Genomic DNA, 17314 nt, shown 5'->3' on the forward strand with positions numbered 1-17314 from the left:
CCCGGGCCACCGGCCTGCGACCAAATGCGTGACCCCCGGGGCCGGTGTGGTGGGTCGCGGGGCGAGCGGCGACGGGCCCGGCACCGGCCCGGACGTCAGACGCCCGACGCCGCCCCGACCCTGGCGCGCGGGTCCGCCGCCCCCGCGAACGTCCCGTCCGCCGTGACCTCGATGGCGTGCGCGTGACCGAACCCCACCCCGGCCGGCTCGTCGACGACCACGTGCCCGCGCGCCCGGAGACCGTCGGACCACCGTGCTCCGTGCTCGACCTCGACCGTCGGCGCCGCCGCAACGTCGGCGGTCCACGTGTCGAATCCCGTCGCCCCGGACCCGAGCCGCCAGCGCGGACCGTCCACCGCGGCCCCCGCGTCCTCGCCGCCGCGCAGCATCCGCGCGAGCAGCTGGAGCAGGACCTGCGGCTGCGCGTCACCGCCCATCGTGCCCAGGACGGCCCGCAGCGCACCGTCCGGCCGCGTCACGACGACCGGCGCGAGCGTGTGCGGCGGACGTCGCCCCGGCCCGTACTCCGCCCGGTGCCCGGGCACGAGGGAGAAGCCGTAGCCCCTGTTCTGCAGGTTGATGCCCGTGCGCGGCTCGAAGAGACCGCTGCCGAAGCCCGCGGCGTTCGACTGGATGAGCGACACCGCGAGCCCACCGCCGTCGGCCGCGCACAGGTACGTCGTGTCGCCGTCGCGCTGCACCGGCTCGGGCCGGGGCGCCCGGACGTCCGGCGCGATCCCCGCGCGGCGGGCGGCTGCGTCGTCCGGCGGGGCCGCACCCTCCGCGAGGACGTCCGGCCGGTCGTGCCCGGCCGCGCGCGCCGCCTCGACCAGCAGGTGGGCCCAGAGCGGGTCGGCCGGATCGTCCGGGAGGTCCAGCCCGTCCGCGATCGCCGCCCCCAGCGTCACCAGGTACCCCGACGACGCCGGCGGCGTGCTCCACACGACGTGCCCCCAGGCGGGAGCGGACACCGGTGCCACCCAGTCGGCCAGGAGGCGCTCGAGGTCGCCCGCGACGAACTCGGGGACGTCACGATCCACCGCGCCGAGCGCCAGCAGCCCTTCGCCGAGCTCGCCGCCGTAGAAGGCGTCCCTGCCCCGCGCCGCGATCCCCCGCAGCGTCCGCGCGACGCCCGGTCGACGCACCCGGGCGCCCGCGTGGGTCGCCGCGAGCAGGTCCGTCGCACCGACCGTCCCGACGAGCCGCGCCGCCGGGCGCACCAGGAGCGGCGACGCGGGGAACCCGTCGTCCGCGAGCTGCACGGCGCGAGCGAACAGGTCCGCGAGGGGACGCGTGCCGTATCGCTCGTGGAGTGCGACGAGCCCGTCGACGCACCCCGGCACGGGGACCGACCGCACGTCGCCCTGGAACGGCATGCGCGTCGCGCCCTCGGCACGGAGACGGTCGGGGTCCGCACCGGACCCGGCCCGCCCCGACGCGTCGAGCGCCGCCGGCGCCGCGGACCCGTCGTGCACGAGGGCGAACAGGTCGCCCCCGAGGCCGCACAGGTGCGGGGCCGTGACGGCCAGGACGGCGTGCGTCGCCAGAGCGGCGTCGACCGCGTTGCCGCCGTGGGCCAGGACGTCCACGCCCGCCGCCGTCGCGAGGTGGTCGACCGACGCGACCATGCCACGGGACGCGTACCGGGTCGATGCTGCGGTCGGTGCTGCGGTCGATGCTGCCCTGTTCACCCGTCCGACCCTACGACCCGCGCCCGCACCCGCCCGCCCGCGCCGTCGCCGAACGGGCGGTTGTCCACCGCATCCGGGCCCCAAGGGTGGACAGGCTCCCGCTCGGCGCGGGACAAGAACCCAGTGGGAGCGGTGGAGTCCCGGGGGTCCGGGCACTCACGCGTCGGCGCGCTCGACGACAGCGGGATGGCGGTGGTCGTCGTACCGGACCGCGACGCCGGCCACCCGTTCGGGGTCGACCTCGTCGGCGTACGCGACGTACGCGGGCAGGGTCCACGGCGGCAGGACGTCGGGTGCGTCCCGCGCGACACGCGACCGCGTACCGGGACGCGTCGAGAGGTGGATCGCGACGTCGAACGGGAGCGCACGCCCGAGCAGCAGCGAGCCGTCGACCACGAGGACCGTCCCCGCCGGCGTCGGTCGGCGCACCGAGCGGGTCGAGCGATCGGTGCGCGGGTCGCGCAACGACGGCAGGTACTCCCCCGTGCCGCCCGGCCCGAACGGGTCGAGCACCTCGCGACGCAGCGCACGCTCGTCGAGCCACAGGTCGCGCAGCGCCGTCACGTCCTCCCGGCCGTGCTCGAACCGCTGCGACGCAGGTCTCCAGAAGAGCGCGGCCGCGACCCGCACGACGGCTCGGCCCGCCGCCTCGAGCGGCGCCACGAGCGCGTCCGCCAGCGCATCGGGACGGGTCGACGGGTCCCCGTCGACGACGACCCTGAGGCGTCCGCCCGACGCCCCCGACGCCCCGGACGCCCCCACAGCGAGCACCGTCGCGACGACGCCCTCGACGAGGGCCGCCGGCGTCACCGGCCGGACCGTCACCGAGCCCACCGCCACCTCGTCCCGCCGCGACACGGATGCGTCATGACCTGGAGGTCGCGTCCGGCCGCTGGCTCGGCGGCTCGTCCGGAGTCCCCGTGGTCGGCGTCGCGCGCGGCCGGCGCGACCGGCGCGGTCGGCGCGGTCGGCGCGGTCGGGGCGGTCGGCGCGGTCGGGGCGGCCGGCGCGGCGAGCGACGGCGCAGGTGTCGGGACGGTGTCTCGCGTCATGTCGGGGTCCACCGTAGTCGCCGGCGAACGGGACGGTCGGCGCCACCGTCGGGCGACGAACCCCGCGGTTCGTGACGCCACGCACCACAACCCCCCGCACGGAGTCCGACCACGCCGCACCACATCGTCGCGAACCGCACGCTGCCGCCACGCCGCCGACGCCCGGGAGCCCACCGCCGAGGCGCTGTGGTGCTCCACGGCACGAAGACGGGAACGGCCGGCGCGCGACGAGCACCGTGCGCGCCCAAGGAACGGCGGGCGAGCCGGAAGCGCGGCGGCGAACGGGAGCGAGAGCGGGAGCGCGGGAGCGGGACCACGGGCGCCGGGCGCCGGGCGCCGGACGCCGGACGCCGGACGCCGGACGCCGGACGACGCCACCGCACGCGGTCGGGCCGGGATCGTGGTCGTTCCCACGATCCCGGCCCGTCCAGCAGAGCGGAGGGCGAGGGATTCGAACCCCCGGTGCGTTGCCGCACAACGGTTTTCAAGACCGTCACATTAGGCCGCTCTGTCAGCCCTCCCGGGGAGCGCAGGGCTCCCGCGCGGCCCATTCTGGCACGTCCCGGACGCGCGACGGCCCCCGGACCACGAGGGTCAGGGGGCCGTCGACGGCGCGTCTGTCGCGGGTGAGAGCGACCGGCCGCGTCAGCGCGTGGTCACACCGCCGTCACTGGGCGGCGGGCGCCGGTGCTGCCTGGGCGGCACCCTGCTGCGCGCGGAGCTGCTGCATCGCGAGCTGCACGAGCTGGACGAGCGTCTGCTTGGTGGCGGCGCGCGACCGGGCGTCCGTGTACAGCATGGGGACGTTCGCCGGGATCTGCAGGGCCTCGCGGACGTCCTCGATGCGGTGCTTCGCGACACCGTCGAAGCAGTTCACGCCGACGACGAACGGGATGCCGCGCGACTCGAAGTAGTCGATCGCGGGGAAGCACTGCTCGAGGCGCTCCGTGTCGACGAGGACGACCGCACCGATCGCGCCACGGACCAGGTCGTCCCACATGAAGAGGAACCGGTCCTGGCCGGGCGTACCGAACAGGTACAGCCACAGGTTGCCGGGGAGGGCGACGCGGCCGAAGTCCATCGCGACGGTCGTGGTGAGCTTGCGGTCGGAGACGCCCCCGGCGTCGTCGACGCCCACGGAGTGCTCCGTCATCGCGGCCTCGGTGTTGAGGGGCTCGACGTCGGAGATCGACCCGATGAAGGTCGTCTTGCCCACGGCGAATCCGCCGGCGACGACGATCTTCACGACGGTCGGGGCGGGGCGGCCGACCTCGGCCGCGGTGCCCTGCGCGTCACCGGTCGCGGGGGCTGCGGGCTGCGCCGGCGCGTTGAGGTCGGCGGGGACGCCACGCAGGACCGGCGGGGCCGGCTGCGCCGCGACACCCGGCTGCGCTGCCGGCTGCGGGGCGGCGGGTGCGACACCGACCGAGTTGCGCACCGGCGCGCCGGGCGCGGGGTGCTCAGAGGGAGGAAATGCCATTGAGAACACTCTCCAGGACGCTCAGGGACAGGCCGGGGTTGTGACCGTGGCCCGTGTGCACGTTGACGGGGGCTGACGTGTGGACGGTGACGTACCCCTCGTCCGAGAGGTCCGCGACCAAGATGCGGACGACACCGAGCGGAAGGCGCAGCAACGCCGAGAGCTCCGCGACGGAGACGTAGTTGTGGGCTGCGTGCTGGAGGATGGAGCGCTTCTCGGGCGGCAGGCCGTAGCCGTTGACCGCGCCGGGCATGACCTCGACGAGGGCTTCGAGCGGCAGGTCCGACGTCGCGGACCGCACGCGGCCTCCGGTCACCGCGTACGGGCGCACCGTGGCGGCCTCGAACACCTCGTGCCCGTGCGGCATGGCCGGAATCCCTCCGGGAATCGTGTTCGTCACTCGCCTCTCCGTCCTGCTGCTCAGCCCTGGGCGCGCGTTGCGCCGTCGATGGGCAGGTTGCCACGCATCTCGGAGATGAGCTGCGGGGTCAGCGTCGCCTCGGTGCGGGAGACGAGCATCGCCATCTCGTAACCGATCAGGCCGACGTCACAGTTTGACTCAGCGACGACCGCGAGAACAGACCCGTTGGAGATGTTCATCAGGAACAGGAACCCGTTGTCCATCTCGATGATGGCCTGGCGGACGTTGCCGCCGCCGAGCTGGCGGGCCGCGCCGCGGGTCAGGCTGGACATACCGGACACGATCGCGGCGAGCTGGTCGCCGCTGGTCCGGTCGAGCCGGTCCGACATCGCCATCAGCAGGCCGTCGGCGGACACCACCAAGGTGTGGCGGCTACCAGGTACGGTCCGCACGAAGTTGTCGAGGAGCCACCCGAACGTGGTGGCCTCGGTGCTGAGCGCGTTCACTCTTCCTCCAGGTCTCGCTGCGGTGCAGCTCGGATCGTGCTCCACGCCTCGCGGCGGTGGTGGTCGGTCGGTGTTCGGTTAGTGCTGACCCCGCGGGCCGTCGGGTCCCGCGGTCTGGTCGCGCCGCCCGAACGCGGCCTCGAACTCGGCGTCGAGGTCCAGGGAGGACGTCCCGGTGGACGCCTCCTCCCGCGCGCGCTGGGTGGCGCTCTGGAACGCCCGGAGCCGCTCGCGCAGCACCTCGGCGTCGCGGTCGATGCCGTCGGACGTCCCTGCCGGGGGCTCCGACGCCTGCTCCCGCCGGGCGCGACGGGTGAGGGACGGACCGGAGCCCACCTCGACCATCGGCTGGTAGGTCGCACCGGTGGGGGGCGCGTCGGCCAGGCTCGGGCTGGTCCGCAAGAGGCTCGTCATCTCCTCGTAGAGGACGGCGGACGCGAGCCACTCGGACTTCGCGGCCACGGGGTCGACGGTGTAGGCCGGGTCGAGCGGGTCGGGCTCGGTCGGACGGTAGGAGCGTGCCGAGGGCGACGCCGCGACGACGCGGGGTCCGGCGTGGTCGCCGCGTGCCGGGTCGAGGTCGACGGGTGCCGGTGCGGCGGGCTGCCAGCCTGCGGAGTCCGCGACGGGCGGACCGGCGGGCTCGTAGACGGCCTCCTCGTACGAGCGGGCGCCGGCGTACGGCGTCCGTGCGTCGTCGACCGGCTGCGCGTCCCAGTGGCCCGGCGCGGCCTGCTGCGACTCGACGACCTGCGGCTCCGCGGGTGCGGGGGCGTAAGGCGCCGGGGTGCGCCAGGCACCGTCAGCGGGGGCGGGCACGACCGGCGTGGGGTGCGTCAGCGTGCGCAGCGCGTCGGTGTACGCCTGCTGCGACGAGCCGCGCCGGAACCAGCCGCGGTTCCGCTTGGCGGCCTCGCGGACGTCGCGACGGGTCGGCAGGTTGGACAGCAGGTCGTCGAAGCCGGGGAGCTGCTGCGCGAACGGGTCGACCTCGGCGTGCTGCTCGTAGGCGACGTCGTCCGACACGGCGGCCTGCGGCTCGCCCGCCGGGACGACCGGCAGGGCCTCGTCCGTCCAGGCGCCCACGGCGGGCTCGCCCTCGGCCTCTTCCGCACCACGGCCGAAGTAGCCGCCGAGGTCGGAGTACGGGGACGACTCCGCACCGGCGGGCGCTGGCTCCCACAGCGGGGAGGCGACGTCGTCACCGGCGCCGGTCGCGGCGGCGCCGCGTGCCGGCAGGGCCTCCGTGCGGGACGGGAGCTCGGTGCCGGCCTCGAACTGGGGCGCCCACGACTCCTGGGGCTCGACCTCGAAGTCGGTCAGGCCCTGGTCGTCGACGAAGAGCGCGTGGTACGCGTGCTCGTCCGCCTGCTGGCCGACGGCCGGCTCCTCGAGCCCGCGCCCGGCGGGGACGTACGGCTCGGGCGCGACGGTCGGCTCGGGGACGTTCGCCGCGGGCGCCTGGACGGCCTCGGGCTCGCCGCCCACCACGCGGTCGAGGCTGTTCATCGAGCGGAAGCCGCTGAACATCGAGGTGCGGACGACGTCGTCGGGCACGGCCAGGAGGTCGACCGACGTGTCGTCGGGCAGCTCGCCGGGCGATGCCGCGGAGGCGGGCAGCGAGAGCAGACCGGACTCGACCACGGGCTCTGCCGGGGCGGGCGTGCGCGGCCGGCTCGGCAGCGACGCCGCGGCGCTGGGCGCCTCCGGCGGCGCCCAGCCGGACGCCTCGTCGCCGAGGTCGGAGGACAGCTCCGGGGAGGCGAGCGGCGGGAGCACCACGGACCCGGCACCGGTGCTCGTCGCGACGCCCGCGGTCTCGGGGCGCGCGGTGCGGCGGCGCGGCATTCCGGTCGCGGTCGTGCCGTCGGTGAGCTTGTCGAGGTCGACGGCCTGGACGACCTCGGGCTCGGGCGTCGGCAGCGGCGTGCGGGTGGCGGACTCGCGGGTGGGCAGCGCGGCGGGGGCCGTGTCGCCCGAGATCTCGCGGGCTGCGGCCTGGGTCTCGGCCGTCAGCGGGTCGGTCGGCTGCGGCAGCGGGACCGCGGAGTCGGCGACGAAGAGCGCGCCGGGGAAGTTCACGATCGCGGTCGTGCCCTGGCCGTTCTCGCCGGTCGACACGAACTGGACGACCGCACCGAGACGACCGGCGAGGCGACCGACCACGTAGAGGCCGAGACGCTGTGCGCCGAGCACCTCGGACGCGGACTGCGACGACACGCGGGACGTCGCCTCGCGCAGCTCGTCCGGACCCATGCCGAGGCCGTAGTCGCGGATGAGGACCTGGACGCCCTCGGCGGTGCGGTTGGTGCTGACCTCGACAGGCGTGTGCGGCTCGGAGAAGCGCGTCGCGTTCTCGAAGAGCTCGGCGAGCAGGTGCGCGGAGGACAGCGCGTTGTGGCCGAGCATCAGCGGGTCGACCGGAAGCACGAGGCGGATCCGGTCGTACATCTCGATCTCGGACGACGCGGTACGGATGACGTCGGAGGTCGGCATGGGCTGGCGCACGCGGCGCCCCGAGTCGATGCCGGCGAGCACGAGGAGCGACTCGGCGTTACGACGCATCCGGGTCGCGAGGTGGTCGAGCCGGAACAGGTTCGCGAGAGCGCTCGGGTCTTCCTCGGTGCGCTCCAGGTCGTCGAGGAACGACAGCTGGCGGTTGAGGAGCACCTGGTCGCGGCGTGCGACGTTGACGAACATCTCGGCGATGGAGCCGCGGAGCGCCGCCTGCTCCTTCGCGACCTGGACGGTCGTCGAGTTCACGTCGTTGAACGCGCGGGCGAGCTGGCCGACCTCGTCGGAGGACTCGACGGGGATCTGCTCGATGTGGGTGTCGGGCGCGCGACCGGGCTCGGCCACCTGCTCGACGAGGCGCGGGAGCTCCTCACGGACGTTCGCGGCGGCCGCCGTCAGACGGCGCAGCGGGCGCACGATCTGGCGGGCGATCGCGAGGGCGATCACCACGGCGAGGACGAGCGCGAGGACGGTGATCCCGAGGGTGATGACGGACTGCGTGACGGCCGCGCCGCGCGTGTCGTCGGTCTGCTTGCCCACCTCGGTCCGGACGGAGTCGCGGACCGAGATCTTCTGGTTCGTGGCGTCGCGGGCGAGCGCGGGCCACTTCGCGACGCTGTCCGGGGTCGCGGCGTCCGGGCTACCGGTCGCCATGGCACCGCGGAGCACCTGGTACTCGCCGGTGGGCGCCTCGAGGAGGTTCTTGATGCCGAGGTCGACGAGCGCGGAGTTCGCGTCGTTCACGTCGGTGTCGTCGTTCTTGATGATGGCCGCGGTGCCGATGACGGCGGCGATGATCACGGGGTCGGTCTCGGAGACGGACGCCTTGGAGTTGCGGATCACCTGTCCGCCCTTGAGGACCTCGTAACCGGTCGTGGCCTCGACGGTGAACTGCGACACCACCTGGTCGGTGGCGGCGTACGCGGAGATGTAGCGCGCGAGGTCGCGGTCCGGGATGGACTGGGCGACCGCGGTCGGGACGCGGAGGGCGGTGTCGACGATCGCCTGGTAGGCGTCGCTCGCGTAGTCGCCGTTGACGCCGTGGACGTCGACCTGGCGACGCACGACCTCGAGGCGGTCCGCGGACGCGAGGGTGCCGGTCACCGCGGTCTCGACGCGGTGGTCGAGGGCGCCGAGGTTGACGTCGCGGAGCAGCCGGTCACGCTTGGCGAGGGCGTCGTCCGTCGCGGTGCGCGCCGCCTTGAGGGTGGCCTCGTCCTCCTTGCCACCGCTCGTCACGGCGGCCACGGACGCGGCTCGCTCGGCCTGCATGGCGTCGATCGCGTCGTCCTGCGCGGGGAAGGTGTCGACGATCTGGCCGACGGCGCCGGCGACCCGAGCGTCTCCGATCGACTGGCCGGCGATGTACGCGGCAGCGACGAAGAGCACGAGGACGGGCACGGCGAGGGCGGCGAGGATCTTCCCTCGGACGCTCAACCTGCGGAGCATACGCACCTTCCTAGTCGACGCTGGGGCAGCGCCTGCATCAGCCGGGACGGCGCGCGCGCGGCCCCTTCATCGGTCCGCGCGCGTGAGTCAAGCCACGGAACTTCCGACCTACTATCGGTGAAGATCCCGCCATCGCCTAATCCGTTCGCTGCGTGGACGCGTGCCCCCCGAGGGCCGAGCTGCGTCGTCGAGCGGTCCCACCATCCGGTATGAGTGGGTCGCTGCGCAATAGTCTGGTCGCATGCTGGCCGTCACAGTTCGCTCGCCCGGGGGTCCGGAGCAGCTCGTCGTGACCGAGGTCCCCGATCCGGTCGCCGGGCCGGACGAGGTCGTCGTCGAGGTCGCCGCCGCGGGCGTGAACCGCGCTGACCTGTTGCAACGTGCCGGCCACTATCCGTCGCCGCCGGGCAGCCCGTCGTGGCCGGGCCTGGAGGTCTCGGGGACGGTCGCGCGGGCCGGACGGGACGTGCACGGTCTCGCGGTCGGCGACCGGGTGTGCGCCCTCCTCGCGGGCGGCGGGTACGCCGAGCGCGTCGCCGTGCCGGCCGCGCAGCTCCTGCCCGTGCCGGACGAGGTGGACCTCGTGGACGCCGCCGGCCTGCCCGAGGCGGTCTGCACCGCGTGGAGCAACCTCGCCGGGCCCGGCCGGCTGACCGCTGGTGAGCGTGTGCTGGTTCACGGCGGGTCGGGCGGCGTCGGGTCGGTGGCCGTCCAGCTCGCCGCGGCGGCCGGCTGCTGGGTCGCGACGACGGCCGGCGGCCCCGACCGCGGCGCCCGGTGCCGGGAGCTCGGTGCCGACCTCGTGGTCGACCACCGGGCGGAGGACTTCGTCGAGCGCGTCCTCGCCGCGACGGACGGCGACGGCGTCGACGTGGTGCTCGACGTCCTCGGCGGCCCTGCCCTGGACCGGAACCTCGCCGCCCTGGCCGTCGACGGGCGCGTCGTCGTCATCGGCCTGCTGGAGGGGCGAGAGCCCGCGACGCTGGACCTCGACCGGCTCATGCGCAGACGCCAGACGGTCGCCGCGACGACGTTGCGCGGCCGTCCGGCGGCGCAGAAGGCCGCGATCGTCGCGCAGGTGGCCGAGCAGGTGTGGCCGTGGCTCTCCGACGGACGCCTCCGGCCCGTCGTCGGTGCCCGGCTGCCGCTCGCCGACGCCGCGGACGCGCACCGGGCGATGGCCGCGGGCGAGGTCTTCGGCAAGGTCCTGCTCGTGCCGTGAGCTGCGCGACGCGGGAGACTGGCGCGATGAGCGAGCCCACCGAGAGCCCGACCCCGGACGAGCAGCCGCCGGCGCAGATCCTTCCCCCCGACGTGCCCTCCGACGACGCGCCCGACGACGGCACGGAGCGGGAGGAGCCAGGCCCAGCGGTCGAGGAGCCCGCGAAGGTCATGCGCATCGGCGCGATGGTCAAGCGGCTGCTCGACGAGGTCCGCGAGGCCCCGCTGGACGAGGAGGCCCGGGCGCGCCTCGCGTCGATCCACGAGCGGTCGCTGCACGAGCTCGAGGACGGGCTCTCGCCCGACCTGGTCGAGGAGCTGCGCCGCATCACCCTGCCGTTCGCGGACGACCGGACCCCCACCGAGCCGGAGCTCCGCATCGCGCAGGCCCAGCTCGTCGGCTGGCTGGAGGGCCTGTACCACGGCCTCCAGACGGCGTTGGTCGCGCAGCAGCTCGCGGCACAGCAGCAGCTCACCCAGATGCGTCACCTGCCGCCTGGGCTGCTCCCGCCGCAGGCCGACGGGCCGCACGAGCCCGGCGACGGTCGTCCGTCGCCGGGCCAGTACCTCTGACGGCACGGGCGTGCGTGCGCCCGTGCCGTCGCCGACTACTTGGTCATGTTCACGACGAACTGGTGGGTCGTCTCGAACGACACGTAGAACGGGCCGGGCGACTCCTCCCAGGTGACCGACGTGTAGCGCAGCGCGTGGGCGGTCGACCCGAAGCTGAGGGACGCCACCCCGCTCGTGCTGAACTTCCAGGTCGCGGAGGCCTGAGCCCCGATGCCGCCGCACGTGTACTTGGTACCGCTCGACGGAAGGACCGCGCCGAGCACGGCCTGACCCACCGCCACCCAGTAGGGAGCGGGGACCGGGATCCTGGTCAGCCCTCGCACGACCCCGAGCGCGGACAGCGGCTGAGGCTTCTTGCCACAGGCGATCGCGTCGAGGTAGACGCGCGTCGACGTGATCTTCGGGATCGTGACGCCGGTCCCGGCGCTCGAGACCGTAGCGTTCCCGTTCTTCACCACGTAGGACAGGTCGTTGTGCCGGGGCGTCACCTGGATGGACAACGGTGACCACTTCTTGGTGGTCGCGTTCTTGCACGCGAGGACCGTGATGCTGTGGTGGGCAACCTGCATGCCCTTGCTCCCCCCGTCGTTGAGGTATCTCCGTGGCGAGGTCGAGATGTGGCCGGAACGGTCCAGCATGGTGTCGTACTCGTACTCGTACTCGGTGGCGTGGACCGTCATCGTCGACGTCTTCGTCGCCACGCACGACGCGGCCTCGGCCGACGGCGTCGCCGCTGCCACGCCGAGCAGTGCGACGACCGCAGCCGTCACCCCTCCCACTGCTGCCCGGACGCGCGGTCCGCCGATCTTCCCCTGTGAGCTCATGCCAGCAAGATAGGGGCGCGGTCACTCGCCCGCTCCCGACACGCCGGGCGGGGCGCCCGGGACCGACATCAGCCCCGCGGGCGCCCGGCGAGGACGATCGCGACGGTCACGCACGCGAGCCCGACCACCTCGACGAGGCGCGGTGACTGCCGGAGCACGACCACCCCGACGAGCGCTGCCGTCGCGGGCAGCAGCGCGAGCAGCACGGAGTACGTCGCGGTCCCGACCCGGCGCAGGACGACCTGGTCGAGCGCGTAGGGCACCACGGACGACAGCACCCCGACGCCGACGGCGGCGAGTGCGGCGACCCCCGGCTGCGGTGCGGCGGCGAGCCCTCGCACGGCGTCCGCCGCAAACGGGGGCGCGCTGAGCAGCGCGCCGCACGACATGGCGACGGCGAGGGTGGTCACGCCCGACGCGGCGTCGGGACCACCGACGGCGACGCGGCGGCCGAGCAGGATGTAGGCGGCCCAGGCGGTCGCTGCCACGCCGACGGCGGTGAGCCCGACGACGGCGTCGTGGTGGTCGAGCCGGTCGACGGCGACGTCCGCGAGCAGCAGGACGCCGAGGGCGGCGGGGACGATCGCGAGCCGTTCGCGCCACCCGCGTCCGGTCGCGGCGGCGACGGCGACGGGCCCGGTGAACTCGACGGCGACCGCGGCGCCGAGCGGCAGGTGGTCGATGGCGACGTAGAACGCGGTGTTCATGACGGCGAGCGCGGCGCCGAACACGACGGCGAGGGCGAGCCGCCGGCGCGGCCACCGCTCCCGCCAGGGCCGGCGCCAGGCGACCAGCGCGACGGCGCCCACGAGGGTGCGCAGCCACGCGGTCCCGCCCGGTCCGGCGTACGGGAAGAGCCAGGTCGCGAGGCCCGCACCGCCGTACATCGCGAGCCCGGACACGACGAGGAGCAGCGGTGCCGGCACCCGTCGAGCGTAGGCCCGCGTGCAACGCGCCGTCGTACGGCTGGTCAGCCCTTCACGGAACCGGCCAGGAGACCCCGGACGAAGTACCGCTGGAGGGACAGGAAGACGATCACCGGGATGACCATCGACACGAACGCGCCGGCAGACAGCAGGTACCAGGCCGTCCCGCGCGACCCGGTGAGGTCGAACAGGAACTTGGTCATCGGCGCGGTCGCGCTGCCGGGACCGGCGAACGTCAGGGCGACGAGCAGGTCGTTCCACACCCACAGGAACTGGTAGATGCCGAAGGCCGCGATGGCGGGCTTGAGCATCGGCAGCATCATGCGGAAGAAGATCGTGACGTGCCCGGCGCCGTCGACCCGCGCGGCCTCGATGAGCTCGGCGGGGATCTCCCGCATGAAGTTGTGGAGCAGGAAGATCGCGAGCGGCAGCCCGAACATGGTGTGCGACAGCCAGATGGCCCAGAAGGTGCCCGAGATGTCGAGCGTCACGTACAGCTTGAGCAGCGGGAGCAGCGTCACCTGGATGGGCACGACCTGGAGCGCGAAGATCGCGACGAACAGGACGTTCTTGCCCTTGAAGTCGGTCCACGCGAACGCGTACGCCGCGAGGCACGCGAGCAGGATCGGCAGCAGCACCGCGGGGATGGTGATGACGATCGAGTTCACGAGGTACGGCGACAGGGACGTCGTCTGGCCGCTGTCGAGCACGGCCTTGTAGTTGTCGAGCGTGAAGTCCGGGTTGGTGAAGACGGTCCACCAGCCCGTCTTGTTGATGTCGAGCGCGGGCCGGAACGACGTGATGAGAAGGCCGGCCGTCGGGATCGTCCAGACGATCGCGAGGATCACCGCGGCGAGCGAGGCCCAGGGCGACGAGAGCCGCTTCTTGGCCGCTGCGGCGGCGCTCGGGGGCTTGCCGCCCGCGGCGGGCGGGACCGCGCCGTCGATCGCGACGTCGTCGGGAGACGTGGAGAGGCCGGACATCAGCGTGCCTCCGATGCTCGCAGCTGGCGGACGTTGTAGACGATGATCGGGACCACGAGGATGAACAGGATCACGGCGAGCGCGGCCCCCAGACCCCTGTTGTCCTGCGAGAACGTCTGCGAGTAGAACTCGTTCGCGATGACGTTCGTGTTGAAGTTGCCGCCCGTCATCGTCCGGACGATGTCGAACACCTTGAGGCACGAGATCGCGATCGTCGTGAGCACCACGACCACGGCGGGACGGATGCTCGGCAGCGTCACGAACCGGAACATCTCGAACGCCCCGACGCCGTCGAGCCGCGCTGCCTCGACGATCTCGTCAGGGATGGCCTTGATGGACGCCGACAGGATCGTCATCGCGAAGCCTGCCTGGATCCAGATCATGACGACGATCAGCCAGAACGTGTTCTGTGGCGAGTTGAGCAGGAAGTTCACCGGGTCGAGATGGAGCCAGACCAGCACCTGGTTGAGGAACCCGATCTGGTGGGTGGGGTTCTTCTCGCTCCCGCCCGCCGGGTCCTTGTACGAGTACATGAACTTCCAGATGATCGACGCCCCGACCAGGGAGATCGCCATCGGAAGGAAGATCACGGCCTTGGCGACGGCCTCGCCCTTCGCCTTGTCGACCAGCACCGCGTACACCAGCCCGATGGCGGTCGCGACGAACGGCGTGACGAGCGTCCACAGGACGGTGTTGCGCAGGACGACGAGCTCGTCGGAGTTGGTGAAGACCGCCGTGTAGTTGTCGATGCCGACGAACTTCTTGCCGCTGGCGTCGTTGAACGAGGTCCAGAGCGTGCGCAGCGCCGGGTAGACCAGGCCGATGCTCACCAGCACGAGCGAGGGCGCCACGAACCACCAGCCGACGCGGCGCCCGCCGCGCTTCTCGTAGAGCGCGGCGAGCCCGAGGATGACGGCGACCACCGCTCCGAAGAGCACGATCGCCCACAGCATGTCCAGGAGCTTGGGGGCCCAGTCCATCTCGTCACGCCTCCATGGGGTGGTGGGTCAGGGTGTGTCGGTCCGCGTCCGTGCGGCGACGGGGCGCACAGCCGGTCGGCTGCGCGCCCCGTCGTCAGCGGGTCAGGACTTCGGCCAGGCGGCCTGGATCTTGGTCACGGTGTCCTGCGTGGACTGACCGGTGATCCAGTTGGTGGCCTGCTTCCAGAAGGAGCCCGAGCCGACGGCCGCGGGCATCTGGTCGGAGCCGTCGAAGCGGAACACGGTCTTCGGGTCCTTGAGGATCTGGACGGACAGCTTGTCGATGGGTCCGACGAGGTTGGCCTCGTCGAGGCCCTTGTTCGCCGAGATCCACCCGCCCTTGGTGTCCTCGGAACTGGCCTTCGCCTTGAGGTTCGCCCAGGTGTCCGTGGACCAGAAGGTCTGGAGCGCCTGGACCTCGGGGCGGTCGGAGAACGCGAGGACGAACTCGCCGGCGCCGAGCACCGGGTGGTCGTCGGCCGTCTTGCCCGGGAGGTAGAACGCGTACACGTCACCGTCAGGGCCGATGTTCGCGTTCTTGTCGAAGTTCGCGGCGTAGAACGACGCCTGGCGGTGCAGCCAGCAGCTGCCGTCGCCGTTGACGGGGTCGATGTTGAGGCCCGCGTCCTGGAACGTGGTCGTCGCGATCGACTTCACGTCGCCGATCCCGGCGTTCACGTAGTCGCTGTTCTTGAGGTAGGCGCCCACGCCGTCGAACGCGCTCACGATCTTCGGGTCGGTGAACTTCACGTCTCCGGCGACCCACTGGTCGTAGACGTCCGGGCCGTCGAGACGGAGGACGAAGTCCTCGACCCAGTCGGTGATGGGCCAACCGGTCGCCTCGCCCGAGTTGATGCCCGCGCACCATGGCTTGTTGCCGTCCGCCACCATCTTGTCGGAGAGCGCCTTGAGGTCGTCGAGCGTCGTCGGGACCTCGTACCCGGCTGACGCGAACTGCGTGGGCGAGTACCAGACGAGCGACTTCACGCTGGCACCGGAGGGCGCGGCGTAGAAGGTGCCGTCGACCGTGCCGTACTTCTTCCAGTCCGCGCCGAACCACTTGTCGGCGTTCTGCGACACGGAGTCGGGCGCCTTGACGGCCTTGCCGGTCGCGACGAGCTGCTTGAGCAGGCCAGGCTGCGGGACGATCGCGAGGTCCGGGGCGTTGCCCGCCTCGGCCTGCACGAGCACCTGCTGCTCGAAGTTCTTGTCGGCCGTGTAGTTGACCTTGACGCCCGTGCACTTCTCGAAGGGCTTGAACGAGTCGACGTAGGGCTGGTCCTCGGGGGCCACGACGCCTGCGTAGATCGTGACCTCCTTGCCCTTGAGGTCGCCGTAGCTCGAGAACTGGCTGCAGTCGATGTCGCCGGCTGCGGTGCTGCCGCCGGTCGAGCCTCCGCCGCCGTTGTCGTCGTCGCTGCTGGAGCAGCCGGCGACGACGAGCGCGATGGCCGCCGTCGCTGCGAAGAACGATCCGTACCGAGCGGTGCGGACCCGGGTCTTGCTGGTCATTTCCCCTCCACCTCGTCGTGGTGCTGTCGTACGCGCCACGCGCGTCGTCTGCTTGAGAACTCCCACGGAGAACTCTCGTCCGGGAACTCTCCTCCGCCCATGTAAGCGTTTGCATGAGGGACCCGCAACCGGGTTTCGATCACGATTCCGTCACGCCGGTCGGCGGAGTGGGAGCGATCCCACCCCTGACGTGCAGCCAGGCTAGCGACGCGGCCCGCGGTCCGCGCGCGGAGCGGACGTCGACTCCCGGACCACCAGACGCGTCGGGTACGTGACGCTCTCCGGCGCCCGCTCCCCCACGACCATGCCGAGCAGACCGACCGCCGCGTCGTGCCCCTGGGAGAACGCGTCCTGCGAGACCGTCGTCAGCCCCACCAGCTCGCCGTGGGGATGCCCGTCCACCCCCACCACCGACAGGTCGTCCGGTACCCGCAGGCCCCGGTCGCGCGCCGCGAGCACCACGCCCATGGCCAGCTCGTCCGACGCGGCGAACACCGCCGTCAGCTCGGGGCGCGCCGCCAGCAGCCGGTGCGCGGCCGCTCGACCGCCCGCCAGGTCGAACTCCGCGTCGTCGACCACCCACGTCGGCGGACCGTCCACCCCGGCCTCCGCGAGCGCACGACGCCACCCCTCGCGCCGCCCCGCCGCGGGCGACCAGACGGACAGCGGGTCGCGCGCGCCGGTGACGTGACCCACCGCGCGGTGCCCTAGCCCCAGCAGGTGGCGCGTCGCCAGGGCCCCCGCCGCGACGTCGTCGATCCTGTGGGTCACCTGGCCCGACGGTCCCGAGCCGACGAACGCCAGCGGCACCCCGAGACCCACCAGGGACGACACCTCCGCGGCCTCCAGCGGCAGCCCCACCACGAGCGTCCCGTCCACCCGGCGCCGCAGCACGTTCGGGTCGACGGGCGGCCGCGGACCGTCCGTCCGCGGCGAGCCCAGCGCGTACAGCAGCACGTCGAAGCCCAGCCCCCGCAGCGCGTGCTCCGCACCGTCGACCACCTCGCCGAAGAACCAGCGCGCGATACCCGGAGTCAGCACCCCCACCGTCCGGGTGCGGCCCGAAGCCAGCGTGGCCGCGTGCGGCGACGGGACGTAGCCGAGCTCCGCCGCGACGGACAGCACCCGCACCCGGGTCGCCGGCTGGACGTTCGGCAGGTTGCGCAGCGCGCGCGAGACCGTCGCCGTCGACACCCCCGCGGCGCGAGCGACGTCGTCGATGCTCGCCACGGGACAGATTCT

Annotated in this window: 14 protein-coding genes and 1 tRNA gene; 2 read left to right on the plus strand and 13 right to left on the minus strand. The window is 73.1% G+C overall.

From position 1 onward, the window contains the following. Positions 1-95: 95 nt before the first annotated feature. The 7 genes from CLV34_RS13145 to CLV34_RS13180 all read right to left on the minus strand — a co-directional run bounded on the left by CLV34_RS13145 (position 96) and on the right by CLV34_RS13180 (position 9041). A complete protein-coding gene (locus tag CLV34_RS13145) occupies positions 96-1691 on the minus strand; it encodes a gamma-glutamyltransferase family protein (protein WP_211289453.1) in 1596 nt (531 codons plus the stop codon). A gap of 156 nt (positions 1692-1847) precedes the next feature. Continuing rightward, positions 1848-2549, minus strand: coding sequence for a nucleoside/nucleotide kinase family protein (locus tag CLV34_RS13150; RefSeq protein ID WP_211289454.1), 702 nt, complete (start codon positions 2547-2549; stop codon positions 1848-1850). A 630-nt stretch (positions 2550-3179) separates the two neighbouring features. Beyond that, positions 3180-3264 (minus strand) — tRNA-Ser (locus CLV34_RS13160). A gap of 146 nt (positions 3265-3410) precedes the next feature. Next, positions 3411-3989: a GTP-binding protein gene (locus CLV34_RS13165; protein WP_100350827.1), complete on the minus strand. Its 579-nt coding sequence runs from the start codon at positions 3987-3989 to the stop codon at positions 3411-3413. 214 nt (positions 3990-4203) lie between these two features. Further along, the gene (locus CLV34_RS13170) at positions 4204-4590 is read right to left on the minus strand and encodes a DUF742 domain-containing protein (protein WP_100350757.1); all 387 of its coding nucleotides are present in this window, start codon (positions 4588-4590) and stop codon (positions 4204-4206) included. Positions 4591-4643: 53 nt separating this feature from the next. Next, positions 4644-5090: a roadblock/LC7 domain-containing protein gene (locus CLV34_RS13175; RefSeq protein WP_100350758.1), complete on the minus strand. Its 447-nt coding sequence runs from the start codon at positions 5088-5090 to the stop codon at positions 4644-4646. A gap of 78 nt (positions 5091-5168) precedes the next feature. Then, positions 5169-9041, minus strand: a complete 3873-nt coding sequence (locus tag CLV34_RS13180; protein ID WP_170044686.1) for a sensor histidine kinase — start codon at positions 9039-9041, stop codon at positions 5169-5171. 253 nt (positions 9042-9294) lie between these two features. On the opposite strand from CLV34_RS13180, the gene CLV34_RS13185 reads away from it, so the two are divergent. Both CLV34_RS13185 and CLV34_RS13190 read left to right on the plus strand, forming a co-directional pair. Continuing rightward, positions 9295-10275 (plus strand): NAD(P)H-quinone oxidoreductase, encoded by a 981-nt coding sequence (locus CLV34_RS13185; RefSeq protein WP_100350760.1) that lies wholly within the window; start codon positions 9295-9297, stop codon positions 10273-10275. 26 nt (positions 10276-10301) lie between these two features. After that, complete coding sequence (locus tag CLV34_RS13190; RefSeq protein WP_100350761.1) at positions 10302-10847, plus strand: proteasome activator; 546 nt, start codon at positions 10302-10304, stop codon at positions 10845-10847. A gap of 35 nt (positions 10848-10882) precedes the next feature. Here the strand turns inward: CLV34_RS13190 and CLV34_RS13195 are convergent, their stop codons facing one another. The 6 genes from CLV34_RS13195 to CLV34_RS13220 all read right to left on the minus strand — a co-directional run bounded on the left by CLV34_RS13195 (position 10883) and on the right by CLV34_RS13220 (position 17302). Beyond that, positions 10883-11671 (minus strand): hypothetical protein, encoded by a 789-nt coding sequence (locus tag CLV34_RS13195; RefSeq protein WP_157803848.1) that lies wholly within the window; start codon positions 11669-11671, stop codon positions 10883-10885. A gap of 68 nt (positions 11672-11739) precedes the next feature. After that, positions 11740-12597, minus strand: coding sequence for an EamA family transporter (locus CLV34_RS13200; RefSeq protein WP_100350763.1), 858 nt, complete (start codon positions 12595-12597; stop codon positions 11740-11742). Positions 12598-12641: 44 nt separating this feature from the next. Further along, positions 12642-13580, minus strand: coding sequence for a carbohydrate ABC transporter permease (locus CLV34_RS13205; protein ID WP_100350764.1), 939 nt, complete (start codon positions 13578-13580; stop codon positions 12642-12644). After that, positions 13580-14560: a carbohydrate ABC transporter permease gene (locus CLV34_RS13210; protein ID WP_100350765.1), complete on the minus strand. Its 981-nt coding sequence runs from the start codon at positions 14558-14560 to the stop codon at positions 13580-13582. The genes CLV34_RS13205 and CLV34_RS13210 overlap by 1 nt, the downstream gene beginning before the upstream one ends. 102 nt (positions 14561-14662) lie before the next feature. After that, positions 14663-16072 (minus strand): ABC transporter substrate-binding protein, encoded by a 1410-nt coding sequence (locus tag CLV34_RS13215; RefSeq protein WP_100350766.1) that lies wholly within the window; start codon positions 16070-16072, stop codon positions 14663-14665. Positions 16073-16273: 201 nt separating this feature from the next. Next, positions 16274-17302 (minus strand): LacI family DNA-binding transcriptional regulator, encoded by a 1029-nt coding sequence (locus CLV34_RS13220; protein ID WP_100350767.1) that lies wholly within the window; start codon positions 17300-17302, stop codon positions 16274-16276. Between the last annotated feature and the right edge of the window lie 12 nt (positions 17303-17314).

The organism is Luteimicrobium subarcticum (genome assembly GCF_002798015.1).
Classification (GTDB): domain Bacteria; phylum Actinomycetota; class Actinomycetes; order Actinomycetales; family Cellulomonadaceae; genus Luteimicrobium; species Luteimicrobium subarcticum.

Coding starts and splice junctions, on each gene's coding strand:
- CLV34_RS13215 (WP_100350766.1), bottom strand. CDS start 16,072: ATGACCAGCAAGACCCGGGTCCGCACCGCTCGGTACGGATCGTTCTTC.
- CLV34_RS13195 (WP_157803848.1), bottom strand. CDS start 11,671: ATGAGCTCACAGGGGAAGATCGGCGGACCGCGCGTCCGGGCAGCAGTG.
- CLV34_RS13185 (WP_100350760.1), top strand. CDS start 9,295: ATGCTGGCCGTCACAGTTCGCTCGCCCGGGGGTCCGGAGCAGCTCGTC.
- CLV34_RS13190 (WP_100350761.1), top strand. CDS start 10,302: ATGAGCGAGCCCACCGAGAGCCCGACCCCGGACGAGCAGCCGCCGGCG.
- CLV34_RS13170 (WP_100350757.1), bottom strand. CDS start 4,590: ATGCCGCACGGGCACGAGGTGTTCGAGGCCGCCACGGTGCGCCCGTAC.
- CLV34_RS13205 (WP_100350764.1), bottom strand. CDS start 13,580: ATGTCCGGCCTCTCCACGTCTCCCGACGACGTCGCGATCGACGGCGCG.
- CLV34_RS13210 (WP_100350765.1), bottom strand. CDS start 14,560: ATGGACTGGGCCCCCAAGCTCCTGGACATGCTGTGGGCGATCGTGCTC.